Origin of the sequence: Leptospira ainlahdjerensis, assembly GCF_016919175.1 — a bacterium.
Taxonomy (GTDB): Bacteria; Spirochaetota; Leptospiria; order Leptospirales; family Leptospiraceae; genus Leptospira; species Leptospira ainlahdjerensis.
The window spans coordinates 89,707-106,929 of record NZ_JAFFPU010000082.1 but is presented as its reverse complement, the minus strand read 5'-3'; the positions used below and the strand labels follow the sequence as shown (position 1 = coordinate 106,929).

Genomic DNA, 17,223 nt, shown 5'->3' with positions numbered 1-17,223 from the left:
AAAACTGGAAACTCTCCGGGCCTATAGCTCAGTTGGTTAGAGCGGCAGACTCATAATCTGCGGGTCGAAGGTTCAAGTCCTTCTGGGCCCAATGGAGAAGACCTTTTCACTCTTCAAATTCAATCTTTAAACTTAAACTAAAGTCGCCCAGATGGACTGAAAGATTTTTCGTGAGAGCCTTTGAAGCGATCCATAGAGAGCGTAACAAAAGCGACTCGAGCTACGGATGGCGAGAGCACGAAAAAGACGCCGTGATAGATTCTGATCCATAGGGAAGAATCTGCTGAGTTTCTATCCGCTTACGACGAAAAACTGCGGAACGGCAAGTCCGAATTCTTAAAGCGAAGGTTCAAGAGAGCTAAGATGAATTCCACTCTTTGGACCTGAGGTTCAAGTTTTGATCTGAAGTTTCACAACGTGCGTGAGAGAATTTTAAGTAGAAGAAAGATTTTTTTTAAGAAACTAAATTCAGTCAATTTTCACCAACGAAATCACCGCCTCTCAATGAGGACACTGCCCGTAAACTAAGTGGAACTGAGACGAAAATCGCCTCGTTTGCCAGATTTGCTACAAAGAAATTTCTTCTTTTAAAATTACGATTTTGTGATATAGGAAGACATCGGACTTTTTCGTCTCAGGCCCTCCACCCAGGAATCAGCGCGTGTCCGCTGTCTTCACGAAAGATTGTCGGAGTTCCGACAACTTCGCTGTGAAAATTTGAGTTGAGATTGGAATGATTTTGTGATACAGGAAAGTCCGCCGTGGTTTTTTCCCGCCAGCCCACCCCTCCACCCGAAATTTGGGCGGGGCGCGCGACTTTTACGGAGAGGCGTCGGACCTACGACAATTCCTTTCGTAAAAGTTCGAACAAACACAAAAATCCGAACTCGCATTTAGTTCTCAGAGAGGCCAACCCTTTGAAAGAGAAATTCAAATTAGGAACCGTCATCGCAAAGAAGAACTGGAGCTCTCCAAAGAAAAAACAAAACAAAACAAAAGGTAATCGTAACAATCGGAAAACCGAAACCCTTCAAGGATGAAAAAATAGACCCGTATTGTCCATTTCAGATCCAAGGAATCGGATTCGATGAAATCAAAGCTGCTTTTGGAATCGATTCGATCCAAGCCCTTCAGTTGACGGTCGAAATGATCGGCTCCATCCTACGACTTCATTCTCAAAAACTAAATTCTGGGAAGATTTCCTGGCAAAACAAGGAACGCCTCGGCTTTCCCTTTCCTGATACGCCGGAAATATTTCTTAAAAAAGAAATCGCCCGGCAAAAACTTCTCCAAAGAAAAGAGGAATTCAAAGAATCAATGTCAGAGACCCTTTTCTTTTTGATCGAAAACGTAAATTCCACATCTCGGAAATTCTGAATTTGAAAATCATTTTTCCTCATACCCCTAAAATGGATCGGAAAGACCCAAAATGCCAATGTCCTATTAAAAATTTTCGCTTAACAAATACGAATCAAAATCCATCTCTCAGAGAAATGTAAAAAGAGGTTTCATCAAGAAGAACTTCCTTTCACAATCCCCGCGTGAGCGGTTCGGAAAGCGCGAAGCGTCTCGCAGAGACGAGCGCGAATGCGCGAGCTTGGAGAGACGCGACCCGGCGGAGTTTCTTTGCTCAAAAAAAAAATGGAAACTGGGAGGAAATCGAAACGACGTCCGGGGCACGCCCGAAATTTTTTCCTAATCGGTATTTAAGCTTTATTCAATTTTAGAGAATGATAGAGCAACTTGATTCCTTCCCTAGAATCTCCAGAAAACGCGGTCGCAAAATTCTCAGGTAACACTCAAGAGCCTATTTATTTTCGCAAAATATTTCCCTCAAAAAGATTCAAAAGGGCTTAAATCCAGGTTGGCAGAGAAGTTTTTAGGTTCAATTCTGACACGAGTATGGCTGAACTCTTGGAAAAAAAACCTGTTGCTCGTAAGAGAAGAGGGAAAAGCGGACTTAACGTTTCTCCCGACGATATTTTTATTTTTCCGGTCCCGGATTACACCTATAAGTTTTTAGAAAAGGTCTGGTCCGCATTCGTAAATAAAATCGTCGCCCTGACTTTCACAAACAACCAACCGATGTTCAACTACGCAGTCTTCGAAGCGATCCAAGATAAGAATCTAAAGATCGTAAGTTCTGCGACTCATTTCAAAATGAAAGAGATCGCGACCCGAATCGGGCTCAAAGACATTCAAGAATTTATTAACCGCACGCTTCCCGTTTCGATCCAGGATCAGGACAACCTCTCCGCGAATTTTATCCGAGAAGCGATCATCGCCGTCGAAACCAAAAAACGTCCGGAAGTTGTCTTTAGCAGTTTGAAAGACGAGAAGATTCACCCGAACTTAAGACATCTTCTTTCGGGAACCATGAACTACGCCGCGGGAATTCCTCTTTTTGTGAAAGGAAATCCGATCGGTATGATCTGGGGAATTCGTCGCGATAGAATGACGGACGAACAAAGAGAAGAGGTCAAAGAACAACTCAGTTCCCTCTACGACGTGGTCGACTTCGTCGTTGCAAGAGAAATGGACAACAAAGCCGATCCTTATATCGCAAAGAAGAATATCGAAAAAGCAGATCTTCATTCTTACGCAAAACATCTCTATTACACGAGAACTTCCGGTCAGGTTCATCCGGTAACTTCGATCATCTTCGACTGTCATACTTACAACTGTTCGTATCGTCTGGACGCGAGTTATATCATTCCTTCGAGCAACGGTTTTTCGGTGAGTCTCAAACGTTTCGAGCCTGAAAAGACAAACGACACGGGAAAAATTCTTCTCTTGATTCCCGGTTTTTTCTGTAGAAGATCGGTTATGGATAAGGTAGCACGAGAGATGGCTCTCAAATACGGTTACCGTGTCTTCTCGATGGACATGAGAGGTCGTTCCAGACAAACTCTTCCTTACAATGGAATCAAGGAAGGCTGGACGATCGACGACTTCATCCAAGAGGATTTTCCCGCGGTCCTAAATTGGATCCGTGAAAGTTTTCCCAAAGAAAAGATCGTTGTGATGGGACACAGTATGGGCGGAATGATTCCCCGCTACTACGCTTCCGCCTATGAAACCTTTGTCGCAAAGTACCCTCAGACCAAGGTTCCGCTTCCCGATCCGAAAGAAGCGATCTCCGGAATCATCTCGGTCACTTCTCCGAACTTCGTTTCCGTCGGAACGAACATTCCCGGGATGAACGCGATCAAAACGGGACTCAGCCTTCTTCCCACAAAATCGATTTCCGATTTTATCTTTGACCTTACCACATTCTCCCTTCAATCCACGCTTCCAACTGTGGACTTAAATAAGTTTTTTAAATTTCTCTTAGGACTCCATTCTTCCTTGAGAACGGTTTCTTTCGAACTCAGTACGAAGGTCGTAAACCTCAGGGACTTCGTAGGTTACAGACAAATCTCTCCTCCGGAATGGTATTTTCTCATCGAAGATATTTTCTGTGAAGAATCCACAAAGGTCATTCTGCAATTCATCCGTTCTCAATTGAGTAAGGACCACGCATTCTTTTCTTTCGACGGTTCGATCAATTACACCGAGTTACAGAAAAATTTCGAACTTCCGATTTATTCGGTTTTAGGCACTTTGGACAAAATCGTTCCCGTGGATTCCGTCGAAGAAGAATTAAAAGCCCTTCCTTCCAAGAACAATCAAATCGTAAAATTCGATCAGGGACATTTAGGAATTCTATTCCACATGCCGACGGTTCGAGAAATGTGCGCCGGCTTTCACGATTGGATTCAGAAACTGGATTAATTTCTGCGGGAAAGCATTTGACACCAAAGGTTTGCAAAGATAGCCTCCAAAGGGAATGGATCTCGTAGAAGCAAAAATTTCAGATATTTCCCTGACCAACGTTGGGTTCGCGGTTTTTTTAAAAACGAAGGATGATTCCGATTCCAGAGTCGTTCCGATTTTTATCGGGCCCTTGGAAACACATTCCATCACTTCGGTTTTGGACGGGACCAAACCTCCGAGACCCATGACCCACGATTTGATGACCGTTCTCCTCACAACTCTGAACGTAAGCATCGTGAAAATTTCGATCGAAGAAATCATAGACAATACTTTTTACGCGAAGATTACTCTTAGAAAAGACGAGGACGTAATCATTCTGGACGCAAGACCGAGCGACTCGATCGCACTTGCCCTCCGTGCAAATGCTCCGATCTATCTCGCAAAAAAAGTAATCGAAGAAGCCGGAATCGAAATGAAAGACGAAGAGATTCCCGGCGAATCCATCGCCAGAGAAAAGATTTCCCAACTACCGAAAACCCAACTCGAAATTCTTCAAGAATCCTTAAACAACGCTCTCAAAACCGAGGACTATGAAAGCGCGGCGAGAATCCGAGACCAGATCAAAAAGCTGATCGAAAATTCATAATTTACTCGAAAGAATAGAAATAGATCGATACAACCGGTGCAAACGTTCGAAAAAATCGGATTCACCTTTTGAATTCCGACGAAGAGGAGAATTAGATTGGAAAAACTACTGATGGACATTCTAAACGCGGGAATCGCGTTGTTTCAAAACGGAGAAGGAAGAATCAAACAATCCTTAGCCGAACTGGACAAGATCTACCAAGAACTTAGAGAAAAAGGGGAAGCGAACCAGAGCTTCAAAGCGAATCAAGTTCGCGAACTTCTCAACAAAACGGTTCAGGACGCGACCGATCTACTTTCCAAAGGTGGAGAAGGAAGACAAGAAGCCCTGGCAAAACTTCAGGAGAATTTCATCCGTCTTTCCGCCGAAGTCGAATCTTCCATCCCGGAACAATTCAAGGCCGCGGCAAGAACAACTCTGGACGAATTAAAACAGCTCTTAAGTAGAAAACAATAACGTTCCTTTTTTCGAAAATGTTGAGACAAGGCGGACGGCTTGGAAGAGTATTGTTTTCAGGCCGTTCTTCCTAAGCATGAATAAACTATCCTTCGTACTTTTTTTTACAGTCTTTATCGATATGATGGGATTCTCCGTAATCTTTCCCATCTTTCCCGAAACCCTTAAGATCTTCCTTGCAAAATCCGGCGATCCGGTCTTAGATAAATTCACGGATCTTACAAGAATTCTTATGGAAGCTTCCGGAGGAGATTGGTCTTTATTTGTGGCCCTCTTCGGAGGAATCGTCGCGAGCCTTTATTCCCTTTTACAATTTGCCTTTGCACCGATCTGGGGAAGAATTTCGGATCGGATCGGAAGAAAACCGATTCTTGTTTTTACAAGTCTAGGAAGTTTTTTCGGTTATGCGGTTTGGCTTTTTTCGGGAAGTTTTTCTCTATTCGTTTTTTCCAGAGTCATCACGGGGATGATGGGTGGAAATATTTCGGTCGCCTCCGCAGCTATGGCAGATATCACGAGCGAAAAAGATCGCGCCAAAGGAATGGGACTGATCGGAGCCGGAGTCGGCTTGGGCTTTATCGCAGGACCCCCGATCGGTGGACTTTTTGCAAAAGTGGATTTGAGTTTTATGGAACTCATGTTTCCGGAAATCACTCTGACTGCGTTTCCCGCTTCCGCGTTAGCGGCGACATTCGTAGCGTTCCTTAATCTTTTGATGATTCTTTTTTGGTTTCGAGAAACGTTAAAAACGGATCCACAGGCGACGATGACTCATAAAAAAACTCATCCGATTCTGGGAGTTTTTACTTCCAAAAACAGAGAAGTTGTTTTGTATTCCCTTCTTTACTTTATCTTTGTTTTTGCATTTTCGGGATTTGAATTCTCGATCAATTTTTATCTGAGTCAATTTTTGAATTACTCGCCGAGCGAAATCGGTTTTACCTTTGTTTATATAGGCTTGATCATCGTTTTGATTCAGGGTGGTGTTTTCCGAAGACTTTCCGGTAAAGTAAAAGAAACACGTCTCGTAAGAGCCGGTTCGATCTCTCTCTTGTTGGGTTTTGCACTTCTCTACTTTGTTTCCAATTCTTATCAGCTTTTTATCGCTCTCACATTTTTATCTTCGGGAAGCGCACTCCTCCACCCCTCTCTTTCCACGTTAGTTTCCTTAGTTTCCGGAAAAGAAGAACAAGGAACTAACCTCGGAATGTTTCGAAGCCTTGCCTCCTTGGGAAGAGGACTCGCTCCCTTTGCATTCTGCCTGATTTACTTTAGCAAAGGACCTGCAGTCTCTTTTCTCACTTCGGGAATCATTTGTTTTTGTTTTCTTCTTCTGATCTGGAAACTAAAACAACCAGTTCACACCCATTCTCACACGAGCGAGTAAAGTTTCTTTGGTTGTACTTGAACAAAAAGAATCGTTGTTCAAGCTTTACCTCTTCAAAACATTCAAGGATGTAACCGCTCTCTATTGAAATTCAAAATCCGCAGTAACTCTTACCGGAAACGGACTTTAAGTCCGCTATCAACATTCTTTTCCGTAAAAACCTTTGCCGGAACAAACGAATAAGATCGTCTCAAAGAATTCCGGTCCCGCTAAAATTTGCGGTAAAAATCGAAAGTAATGGTCGAAGATTTTTTTCGAGAATCGGAAAGCTTCTAAGAATTTTAGAAGCCTCAAACGACCATTTCAAAAGTGATTTTATTTTCAAAAATTCTTCAAAGAATCGTTTTCAAAGCGACGCTCAATCTTTCAAAATGGAGCGTTTCATCCAGTTTGCTTCCATTTTCCAATCTCAAAAGAAACGTATCTCGAACGGATCCCGAATCAGTAACCGCTTTGAAAGAAAGAATGTCGATTCCATAGAGAAAAAGAAGCTGAGACACTTCAAAAATAATCCCGGGGCGATCCTTCATTCTCAGATCCATCACGGTGCAATCGCTTCCGTGAGAATTGAATAAAAAAAGTTCGATCTGAGATCTTTCCTTGTTCTTTAGATATTCCGCTTTTTCGGGAAATTTTTCGAGATAATTGAGGACGGAAACACCCTGAAAAAACATCTCTTTCAAATCGGAATGAATGATCTGGAGCATCTCATCCGTCATCGGAAGATTTTCCACATTTCTGATGATAAAGATATCGCTGATATAACCATCCTGGGAAGTTTCCGCGACGGCTTCTTCAATTGTCCACCCTCTTACAAAAAGGGCCGCGGTCACGCGGTAGATGATTCCGATCTCGTTGTTGGAAATGTTTACCTTGAGGGCATACGATCCGTCCCTTGGAATACAAGAGATATGAATGGAAGATTCTGTAGTTGTTTGAATCATAACGGTTTCCTCAAGCGCATTCTGTCTATTTCTAAAGCAATTCTCCTATGAATTTGTATTATGAAAACTTCGGTTCCGATTCCTGGAATGGAATGCAAAACTAAAATTTTCTCCAAATTCTAAGAGAACCCCCCTCTTCGAAAGTGTTTTAGAAACACAAAAGAATCCATTCTTAAGAAAAATCCGGATTCTTTTTGGAAGACGGGGAAATTCTCGTCTTCCAAAATCGAGGTTCTATGGAAAAGAATGCAAAAACCGTGCCGTGGAAATTAAAGAGCGAATTTCACACCCACATTCGCAGAATAAAACTTCTCGGAAACAAGTCCTTCGACAAGAAGTTTGAAGGTGATCAGATTCAACTCCACACCCCCAATCAAATAATTGACTGTGTCTTTCGCTTTCGCCTCTCCATGAGTTCGGATGGAAAGAGTCCCCGTGGAGGATGCGGAATATCCTTTTAAGAATTCAAGAGGCAATCCTGCCGCAGCGGCGTCCAGAGTGAGAGTGATCGGTCCGGAAACGAGGAGGTTCAAATTCGAACTCCCGGTGTTCTGGCTGATTCCCGCTCCTCCGAAAATTGTAAGAAGATAAAAAAGTCGTACCCCTGTCCGAATGTCGATCGGAAGGGATTGCGATTTCGCTCTGTAATCCATGCTAAAATCCGCATCCCAACGTCCGCTCGCAGGTCCGAAGGAAACTTTCGGAATAGAAGTCGGAGAATAACCCATCGAGAGCTCTTCGGTTTTACTGTGAAATCCAAGTCCCAAACTGAGTCCGGTAAATCCGAAAAAATCCAATCGTGTATAACGTTCTCTCAAAAGTTGAAAACGAACCGTAGCGCCGAAGGAATTAAAATTTCCCGCGAGTTTGAAATCGTTCGCCGCAGAAGCATTGGCGGTTCTCAGGTCACCCTGTCCCAAACTACCCTGAAACCCGTGAACATAGATATTGATTCTATGAAGGAAACTTCTTTTTTCCTCTTCCTGATCGGAGGGGCCGTTCATCGTCAACCATCCTAAATTGACTCCCGCCATAAAGGATGGACTGATAGAAGCTCCTCCATTCGGAAGATTCGGAAGATTGATTCCCGCATACTGAATCTGAACGTCCTCGTTCTTGACTCCGGCCGCGGAAACCCCGGCTCCGACCTGAAATCGATTGATGGTCCCGGGTCCCATCATCGAAGAATTGATATTGGTTAAAAGTGCGGAATCCGCCATCGATTTCACGACTTCGTTGAGGTATTTTGTTCGAACCTCGTTTTCCAAGCCGTTGAACTGAGAAGTGATACTCACAGGAATGACGCTACAAGCCTGTCCTGTACAAGTCACTTGTGAGAAAAGAGAACCCGCCGGAACCAGTCCGGCAATGGAAAGAATTAAAATAGGAAGAATTTTTCCTAAAACTGATTTGCGGCAGGTATTCATTTTTATCCCGTTTTATTCGACGGTAACTTTTGGAAATTAATTTCAGAGACCTAGGCTTCTTCCTATGATCTCCTTCATGATTTCCGTCGTTCCCGCGTAAATTGTCTGGATTCTCGCGTCCAGATACGCTCTGGCGATCGGATACTCCATCATATAACCATAACCGCCGAAGAACTGCAAACATTCATCCGTGTGACGTTTTTGCATCTCTGTCGAATACCATTTTACCATCGAGGCTTGTGCGGTATCCGATTTTCCGGCCATAGTCTCCAAAGTAACCTTATCGGCAAAGGCTCGGCACATCTCCAGTTCGGTCGCCATCTCAGCCATCTTAAACTTGATATGCTGAAAGGAGCCGATCTTTTTACCGAACGCTTGTCTTTCTTTGATGTATTGAAGGGTCATTTTCTGAACGAGCGCAGTCGCTTCCACGGCTGCGAGTCCGAGGACCAAACGCTCCGTAGCTAACTTCTGCATCAAATATCGAAAACCTTGTCCTTGTTTGCCGATCAGATTTTCCTTCGGAACAATTACATCATTGTAGTAAAGTTCGGAAGTATCCTGAGCCTTTAAACCAATTTTTTCGAGTCTTCTTCCCCTTTCAAAGCCCTTCATTCCCTCTTCCACCATGAGGAGGGACATCGCGCCACTGTCATGTTTAACAGCCGTGATCACTAAATTTGCCAATTGTCCGTTGGAAATAAATGTTTTTTGTCCGTTTACGACGTAGTGATCGCTTTTTTCAATCGCCGTGGTTCGGATACTTTTGAGGTCGGAACCGGCCCCGGGTTCCGTCATCGCGATCGCAAGAATACTTTCTCCCGAAGCGCAACCGGGCAACCAACGGGCTTTCTGTTGTTCGTTCGCATAAGTCGAAATGTAAGGTGCAATCACGTCGTTGTGTAAGGAAATAAAAAATCCGCTATTCCCTACTTTTGCGGATTCTTCTATGATGATTACATTGTATAGAAAATCAGCGTCGGCTCCACCGTACTCAACCGGAATGTTCGGGCAGAGCAAACCGCTCGCACCTGCTTTTTTCCAAACTTCTTTCGGAACGATTCCGACTTTTTCCCAAGATTCGTGATGCGGAGCGACTTCCGTTTCAAAAAACTTTCTCGTCATTTCACGGAACGTTTCGTGTTCTTCCGTAAATTGTAGGACTCTTTCCATTCTAATCTCCCTAACGTCTACGAATAGACTGTGTTCATTCTCATATAAACGCCGGGATTCTTCTTTACGTAATCGATCAGATCATTCTGCTGAATGGAATAGAGTTCGGTATCTACTTCAGCTCGAAATGTATAATTCGAAACAAAATTTTTGGAGATATTATAAATCTCTCCAACGAAGTCCCCATCGGTAAGTTCGGCCAATAAATTGCCGTTCTGATAGACGTTTACTTTTCCATTTCGAATGATATAGGCATCACCGTAAAATTCTTTTTCTTTCACAAGTACTGAACCTGCGTTCACTTTATGCAGGGTCATAATCAATTCCAACTGCGTAATCTGGTGACTGGTTAGTCCTCGAAAGTGTCTGGATTCTGCAAGCGCTTTCCAGGAATTAGAGTCTCGAATTTTATTCAGACGCGTTAGGTTGTTCTTTAAATCCGAATTCCGGATGAACTGCAAAAACTTATTTTTTTCGATCGTCAACGCGAGAACGTCAGTTTCCGCGTACACGTCGGCGGCTCTCGGGAGATCCAACACAAGAGACGCTTCTCCAAAGTATTCGTAGGTCCCGTATCTTTTTACGGGAACTCCTTCCGAGCCGTCTTGATTGAGGCCTTCGAACTTTACGTTTCCGGACGCGATGATATAAAACTTATCTCCCGGCGTTCCTTTACGGATGATATGATCTCCGCGTTTGTATCTTTCTTCGTTGACGATGAGTAAAAATTCTTTTGCTTTTTCGATCGGGAACCCATGAAAGATATCGATCTGAGTCATCACGTCCAAAAGGTTGTAGGCTTCGATATGTTTTGGAGGTGTAATCTCCGGATAAAGTGTATTCTCGATTCCGAAACGAGCGAGTTTGAGCTTGGTGCCGGTCGGCATATCCTTTCTTGCGATATGATAGACCGTGATCTTTTCCTGAATCTCTTCCGGAAGAGAAGCGAGATAACTCACTCGAGTGTGTAATGGAGGAATACCCGCTTCGTGATAGATGATCCTTCGATCCCAAGGAAATTCTTTAAAAAACTTCCATCTCGATTCGGGAAGAATTCCTTGTGCATACATCGTATCGTGAATTTCAGGTTCGTTTAGGTGATCGGAGGTATACATAAAGGATTGATCTTGAAAGAAGAATTCAAAACCAACGGAAGGAATCGAATGAAGTGCATAATGAAAATTGAATTCTCCGCCGTTGATCATCGTCGCTTTTCCGATGATGATCGGCTGGAAGTGAAAGAGTTCCTGTAATTCCTTCTTTGGAATTTTTGTAAGTGCGGAATACTTCCGTAAAAAACTATCCATCACCGTTTCCGTCGCGTGAATGGTGATTTTATTTTCTTCTAAGATCTTTTGAAACGTGCCCGCGTCATGATCCGCGTGGCAATGAGTTAAGATGACGTGGTTGATGAGTTTCGGATTTACGTTCGACTGACGCAACCATTCGGTGGAATTCACCGGAGGATCCACCATGATCCCTTGGTGATTGAGCCAGATGATGAAACCGGATGTATTGTCTTCGGGATCAAATCCGTGAGAAGGTCCGAGACAAGTGATTCCTATGATCGGAGCTTGGAACGGTTCGGTCGGTCTTTCTCCGATATCGTATTTGATATTGAATCCGACTTCTCCAGGAACTTCGATCTTTCTGTCACCGTCTTCGATGAGAAAGTCCCCCGATTCTAACTTGATGATCGCGACATCTCCGAAATGAACCGAACTTTCCGAGTCGAATACTTTGAAGTCGACTACGTCTTCGAGTCCTTTGTAACCGCGGAAATAAGCCATCTCCGCTTTCATATCGGGAAAGCCGAAAGATTCTTCTCCGTTTAAGAATTCACTCTTTAAGTTGATGTTCTCCGGACCCATCAAAGATTCTTTGAGTACGGTAATGAGCTGTTTTCTTTGTTCTTCGGTGCAGACGATGAATGTTTTTTTTTGTCTTAGAAAAAAATTATAATAAATCGGGAATTCGAGTTCAGCCGTGCTGATTCCCTTTTCTACGTGAAAGAATTTGTTTGGAAGAATGAAGACCAATGGGGATTTTTTTTCAAACCCCATCGTATCTTTTATCGTTTCGGGCGGAGAGCCGATTTGGAGGTATCCCTCGGTCGTATCGATGAGATACCCTCCTCTAGGCAATTCCGTGTAACCTTTGTATGTTTCTTTCAGCATAAGTTGTGAAGAGGAAAAAGAATTATTTATGTCTTTCGATAAAATTCTTAATTTGCGCTTTTGGGAGAGCTCCGATCACTTTGTCCACGAGTTGTCCATCTTTGTAAAGGAGCAACGTCGGGATAGAAGAGATTCCTAAGCTCTGAGCCGTATCTTGATTATCGTCTACGTTGAGTTTTTTGATCTTCACCACACCGGACATTTCTCCTGAGAGTTCTTCCAATACGGGTCCAACCATTCTACAAGGGCCACACCACTCCGCCCAACAATCCACGAGGACGAGTCCCCCGGATGTTTCCGTCTTAAAATTTGAATCGTTGACTTCTGCCAGTGCCATCTTTGATTCAGTCTCCTTTTTTCCTATAATATATATCTGACTCGTTCGGTCTATTTTTTCTTTTTCTTTTTCTCTTTATCCGCTTCTAAGGATTCGACTTTCTCTTTTAAGGATTCGATCAATGTTTTTGTTTTTTCGAGATCCTCGGTCGTATCCCCCGTAGTTTGGAGGATCTTTCGGTTTACTTCGAGCATACCGATGGATTTTTTGAGATCCCCGACGTCCTGGGTGGAAAGATCGAACTTAGCCCGATATTCCTGAGCGGCGTAGTTACAAAGTTCCAAGACCAAATTGAAATGTTCCTGACGGATGTAATAGTTTGGATTTTCCAAATCTCGTTCTTTTTCGAAGGCGCGAAAGTCAAAAAGATTTTTACAAAGAACGGCGATTTTGAAATGAATTTCGGGAAAACTCCATTTCCATTTGCTGTTCGTCCCAAACGCTTCTATCGTTTTGTTAGTTACCTGACGAATTGCTTTTATAAAATTCAATCTCTGAACCGGCGTAAATTCAGGGATTTTGGCGAGAAGGTCTTTGTTTTCCGCGAGTCCGGATTCGTAATCCACTCCCACGATCTTTTCCATATAGGAAATCGCATTGTAGACTTCCTTTCGCCCCGTGTTTAGATAGGTGTCACTTTTGATGTCCAAGATCGCGACACTCAAGTCGTTTACCAAAAGACAGGTGTTGATGGTCTTGATCGCGTTGATCGAAAGAGCCACTTGATAGTAAGGTTCGAGTCGCGGATCCTTTCTCAACTGAGACTTGAAAAGATTACTTTCCTTTTTCAGATCGTCTAAGTAGACTTTGAAGTCCGTCAGCTTTTCCGCGAATTCCTGTTTTTGCTCTTTGGTTAATGCCATACTAAAATCAGTCTTTTTCCAAATCTGGTATATTGAAAGTATCGGTAAGTTTCAAAGAGTTCAAAGAATACAACCGTTCAGATTCGGTCCGTTTTCAGAGAATTTTGAGCGCTTTCTTTCCTAAAAAGAGCCCATTCTTCGCTCTCCAAAAAAGGATGTACGTTTAGGCTTCAACGTTTACAAAACTTCCGGTGGAGGCAATCGGATCGGAAACTAAAATTCCTTCCTGTTTTTCGGGAGCGCCTTGCTGAATCACACTCTGAGAAGAAGAAGAGTTTTGCGTCGAAGGGAACTCCGAAAGAGAAGCCCCCGATGAAGGACCGATTGAAGATAATTCCATAAAGTCAGCTTTATCAGGAATTCCCAAAAAAAGAAACCGTTTTCCGCTTCGAGTTTGAAAAGGAAGGAATGCAATTTTTTCGACTCTACTGGGACGAATTACTAACTATTTGACAGATAAGTGTCGGGCTTAAAAAGTCCAATTATCGGACTTTCCAAAGTCTAAAAAATCCGTTTTTCGGATCGATGGCTTTCCAAGGGCCAATTTTTGAGGTATTACTATGTTTGCACCACTGGCAGTCTTCGGATCACTCGGATGGACTGAAATTCTTCTGATTCTTTTTATCGCGCTCTTACTCTTCGGAGGAAAGAGACTTCCCTCTCTGGCAAAGGATCTTGGGGACGGAATTCGGTCCTTTCGTAAATCTCTAACGGGAGAATCGGACGAACCTTCTCAGCAGATCAGCCAAGAACAAGTTCCGAAAGAAGAAGTTCAGGCGAAAGCTTCCAAGTCTAAAAAATCTAAATCTGCCTGACCAGCCGCGGAATGGCCGGAACTAAAAAAAAGCCCAAACCAACTTCCCTTCCTCTGCCGGAACGTTCGACCGAGTCTCTGATACGAGATCGAGAAAAGTTTATGACTTTGGGAGATCATCTGGAAGAACTCAGGATGGTTCTCATTCGATCTCTTTTGGTCGTTGTGGCGATTATGGGAATTTCCCTTTTTTTCGGGGAAGAAATTCATAAGATCTTAGCACAACCGTACAAAAACGTCTTAGGGCCGCAGGCGACCTTTTATCAGATCAAACTGATGGCCCCGTTTATGATCTATTTGAAGAGTTCTTTTATGATCTCGATTCTTTTAGGGCTTCCGTTTGTTCTTTTTTTTCTCTGGGGTTTTGTTTCTCCCGCTCTGGATCCAAAAACCGATCGATACGGAAAATTTCTGATCTTTTTTAGCACTCTTCTTTTCTGGTTCGGAGTTTGGCTTTGTTGGACGGAGGCGTTTGAGAATCTTTTGAGAATTTTTCTCGTCAACTTTCGTCCTCCCGATATCGAATCCAAACTTCCGATCGACGAATACTACGAAATTTTTTTTAACATCCATTTGATTTTCGGTTTATCTTTTCAGCTTCCCATTGTACTCATTCTTCTTGGAAGTTTGGGAATCATCAGAGCTTCTTTTTTAATTTCCAAATGGAGAGAGGCAATCATAGGTTTAGCGGTGGCTGCGGCGGTTCTTTCCCCCGGACCGGATTTGATTTCCATGTTGTTTTTATTTGTTCCTTTGACCATTCTGTTTGCAGTTTCGATCGTGCTGATGAAGGTGATAGAGAGAGAATAAATTGTTAATTAGAATTCCTTCCAAACTCAAACTACCTGTCGCCGTCTTTGTTCTTAGTTTTTTATTCTTTTTGGTTTATACCGTAACGGACGACATCATTCTCAAATCTCCTTTGGGACAAAACAAGGCGATCTCTTTGTCAATTCGACTCGCGATCTCGCTTTCCTTTTCAACACTTCTTGCTTCTCTCGTTTTTTACTCCGTAAAGATGATCTATGCCTCTATGCACTCTCTCGTTACCCTGGTACAAGACTGGGGAAGCGACGTTTATGAAGAAAATCCGGTCGAGGAAAGAGACGACGAGATCGGAGAACTCCTTCGAGCATTTCGCCTCAAATTCTTTCAACAGAAAGAATTAGAAGCCAATCCGACTCAGGACACAATCGACGAAAGAACCAGAGATATTGCAGACTCGATTCAGAGGGCTTTTTATCGGATTCAATTACCGAAAATTCGAAACTTGGATATTTCCCTTTTCCCGAGAATGAGCGGGGACTCTAACTGTGATTATGTGAACGTCATTCCGACAGCAGACGGTTGTATCGGAGTTCTCGCCGGATTTCCAAGTCCTGGAGTTTTAGAATCGGCTTTTAAGGCGAGATTGGAAGGTATTTTTTCTTTGGCCAATGAAGGAACCGGCCTTAGAGGAGAGGAATGGATTTTTAAGATTGGAAAGATTCTTTCCAAGATGCCGATTCCATTCTTAAACCTTTCCCTCTTTTATCTGGAGACCAAAACCGGAGAGTTAGGTTACATTTCTTTTCAAGAGATGCCCGCATTTATTTATAAGAATCAAGAACTGACTCCTCTGGAAAAAACAAAGGTCCGTTATTTCGATTACAAAGCAGTTGAATTCGATCTCAAAAAAATATCCCTGAAGATGGGAGAATACTGGATTCTCACTTCGGATCGAATTTATTCCGCAATCGGAATCCCCTCTTCCGAATTTACGAAACAATTTCAGATGTCCCTCTCCGGAAAGAAATTTACGAACTCTCGAGATCTCGTCTTGGATTGTGGAAGGATCATTGAAAAACGTTACGGGAAGAATGTTCTGGAAACGTCTGCGATACTTGCAGTGACCCGAAAAGTATAATGGTTTTGTCGTAGATACGACAATTCTTGCGTAAAAATCGCGGGGCCCCGCCCAAATTTCGGGCGGTGGGGTGGGTGGCGGAAAAATTCCTGAAACTTTCCTCTATCAGAAAATTATACTATTCGCGAGCACAATTCTCAAATTCATTCTTTGTAGGAACTCCGACAGCCATATTTCTTCTTGACGAGATTCTTTATCTACCTCTCCCCGAACTCATTGATAAAAAACCCATCCCTTCGGTTTTTCCGACCACGATTAGAAAACCATATCGTTTCGCGCTTCTTTAAAAAAAAAGATTCTATCCAAGATCAAAAATACGACCCAGAAAATGAAATTCGAACACTCGAGATTTAAATTTTTCCGAACTTTTTCTCAAACACTCTTTTTTCACTCGCCTTGCCCTCTTTGATTTCTTCCTTCGTGCTATATTCAATTTTATGAATTTTATCGATCCTCTCTTGAAAAACTGGATAAAAATTGGTTAGTAGAAAATCCATTCTCAAAAAGAGTCCTTCTCTTAAGAATACCACGTCGGAATCGTATACGTTCAGCCAAGTGTCTGGTATTCCCTCTAAGATTTCCCGCCTCTTTTCAGGTTCTACTTTTCTTAAGGATTTAAGGTTCAAAACCACTTGGTAAAATGGGTGATAACGAGGTCACTCCCAAACGATCTCCAGAGGCTTCGATTGCCTGGTTACAAGACAGCTAATTCCATCAGAGAAGCGATGTCTACCAGGAATATACAAGATAGTCTCCGATCATGTTTGTGTTAACGCAATCCCTGTCAAAATTTAGAAAGATTACGTCAAAGAGAAAACGAAGTTCTTTTTGCTCTTCCGAAATTCGATTCAATTGCCCCGCGTAAGATTAGGAAAAACTTCCCAGAGACTCGGTTCCCAAATTGAGTCTCTCACTCCTTTCGATCATTTCCCGAATCTCGGTTTCTCGGACGGAATTTGCCAACTTCTTTTACACATGAATGATATAGGTTCCCGGAAAATCGAGCCCAAATTGCCTAGCCAAATTCAAACGGATCCAATCGGAAATAGGATTGATCGGCCCTTGAGCTGTCTGGGTCCATTTCGCAACCTTCTCCTGGGTCCGTTCTTAAATAAACCGGAACCTGATCGAATTACATGCAATATTTCGAATATTTTGTCGGCTTTTAAATTTACTACATTATAGCATATTTTATCCTTCACAGGAATTCCGATTCCGACTTACTTTGCTTCTTTTTAGGATACCGAAATTCAAACCTTCTCATATATGAGAACTCGCAAGAGTATTTACGTTTTCGGATTTGTTTTTCGTTTTTACGAAATTGAGACGACTTTTTA

At 42.8% G+C, this 17,223-nt stretch carries 15 protein-coding genes and 1 tRNA gene; 9 read left to right on the top strand and 7 right to left on the bottom strand.

Features of this window, described 5'->3' with window-relative positions; all coding sequences use genetic code 11:
• Positions 1-17 precede the first annotated feature (17 nt).
• The 6 genes from JWG45_RS21865 (at position 18) to JWG45_RS21845 (ending at position 6,245) form a co-directional block, all read left to right on the top strand.
• Positions 18-91: transfer RNA gene (locus tag JWG45_RS21865), tRNA-Ile, on the top strand.
• A gap of 911 nt (positions 92-1,002) precedes the next feature.
• Positions 1,003-1,377 carry a DUF6968 family protein gene (locus JWG45_RS22655; protein ID WP_408611671.1) on the top strand — a complete coding sequence of 125 codons (375 nt, stop codon included), beginning with the start codon at positions 1,003-1,005 and terminating at the stop codon, positions 1,375-1,377.
• Between the two features lie 525 nt (positions 1,378-1,902).
• Positions 1,903-3,774: an alpha/beta hydrolase gene (locus JWG45_RS21860; protein ID WP_205281717.1), complete on the top strand. Its 1,872-nt coding sequence runs from the start codon at positions 1,903-1,905 to the stop codon at positions 3,772-3,774.
• A 55-nt stretch (positions 3,775-3,829) separates the two neighbouring features.
• Entirely contained in the window at positions 3,830-4,402 is a 573-nt protein-coding gene (locus JWG45_RS21855) for a bifunctional nuclease family protein (protein ID WP_118968341.1), read from the top strand.
• A 96-nt stretch (positions 4,403-4,498) separates the two neighbouring features.
• Positions 4,499-4,858 (top strand): phasin-related domain-containing protein, encoded by a 360-nt coding sequence (locus tag JWG45_RS21850; RefSeq protein WP_408611669.1) that lies wholly within the window; start codon positions 4,499-4,501, stop codon positions 4,856-4,858.
• Between the two features lie 76 nt (positions 4,859-4,934).
• Positions 4,935-6,245, top strand: coding sequence for an MFS transporter (locus JWG45_RS21845; protein WP_205281716.1), 1,311 nt, complete (start codon positions 4,935-4,937; stop codon positions 6,243-6,245).
• A 332-nt stretch (positions 6,246-6,577) separates the two neighbouring features.
• Here the strand turns inward: JWG45_RS21845 and JWG45_RS21840 are convergent, their stop codons facing one another.
• The 7 genes from JWG45_RS21840 to JWG45_RS21810 all read right to left on the bottom strand — a co-directional run bounded on the left by JWG45_RS21840 (position 6,578) and on the right by JWG45_RS21810 (position 13,506).
• Positions 6,578-7,189, bottom strand: a complete 612-nt coding sequence (locus JWG45_RS21840; protein WP_205281715.1) for a hypothetical protein — start codon at positions 7,187-7,189, stop codon at positions 6,578-6,580.
• Positions 7,190-7,458: 269 nt separating this feature from the next.
• Positions 7,459-8,616 carry an Lsa36 family surface (lipo)protein gene (locus JWG45_RS21835; protein WP_205281714.1) on the bottom strand — a complete coding sequence of 386 codons (1,158 nt, stop codon included), beginning with the start codon at positions 8,614-8,616 and terminating at the stop codon, positions 7,459-7,461.
• Between the two features lie 42 nt (positions 8,617-8,658).
• Positions 8,659-9,789, bottom strand: a complete 1,131-nt coding sequence (locus JWG45_RS21830; protein WP_205281713.1) for an acyl-CoA dehydrogenase family protein — start codon at positions 9,787-9,789, stop codon at positions 8,659-8,661.
• Between the two features lie 17 nt (positions 9,790-9,806).
• Entirely contained in the window at positions 9,807-11,966 is a 2,160-nt protein-coding gene (locus tag JWG45_RS21825) for a cAMP/cGMP-dependent 3',5'-cyclic-AMP/GMP phosphodiesterase (RefSeq protein ID WP_205281712.1), read from the bottom strand.
• 22 nt (positions 11,967-11,988) lie between these two features.
• The gene (trxA, locus tag JWG45_RS21820; protein ID WP_100783939.1) at positions 11,989-12,303 is read right to left on the bottom strand and encodes a thioredoxin; all 315 of its coding nucleotides are present in this window, start codon (positions 12,301-12,303) and stop codon (positions 11,989-11,991) included.
• 50 nt (positions 12,304-12,353) lie between these two features.
• On the bottom strand, positions 12,354-13,166 hold the full coding sequence (locus tag JWG45_RS21815; RefSeq protein WP_205281711.1) for a hypothetical protein: 813 nt from the start codon (positions 13,164-13,166) through the stop codon (positions 12,354-12,356).
• Positions 13,167-13,329: 163 nt separating this feature from the next.
• Entirely contained in the window at positions 13,330-13,506 is a 177-nt protein-coding gene (locus JWG45_RS21810; RefSeq protein ID WP_205281710.1) for a hypothetical protein, read from the bottom strand.
• Between the two features lie 220 nt (positions 13,507-13,726).
• Here JWG45_RS21810 and JWG45_RS21805 point away from each other — a divergent pair, with 220 nt between their 5' ends.
• The 3 genes from JWG45_RS21805 to rktP are packed head-to-tail and all read left to right on the top strand — an operon-like array spanning position 13,727 to position 15,886.
• Positions 13,727-13,981: a Sec-independent protein translocase subunit TatA/TatB gene (locus JWG45_RS21805; RefSeq protein WP_205281709.1), complete on the top strand. Its 255-nt coding sequence runs from the start codon at positions 13,727-13,729 to the stop codon at positions 13,979-13,981.
• 11 nt (positions 13,982-13,992) lie between these two features.
• Positions 13,993-14,790: a twin-arginine translocase subunit TatC gene (gene tatC / locus JWG45_RS21800; protein ID WP_205281708.1), complete on the top strand. Its 798-nt coding sequence runs from the start codon at positions 13,993-13,995 to the stop codon at positions 14,788-14,790.
• Position 14,791: 1 nt separating this feature from the next.
• Positions 14,792-15,886, top strand: coding sequence for an Arg-Lys translocation region protein phosphatase RktP (gene rktP / locus JWG45_RS21795; protein WP_205281707.1), 1,095 nt, complete (start codon positions 14,792-14,794; stop codon positions 15,884-15,886).
• Positions 15,887-17,223 lie beyond the last annotated feature (1,337 nt).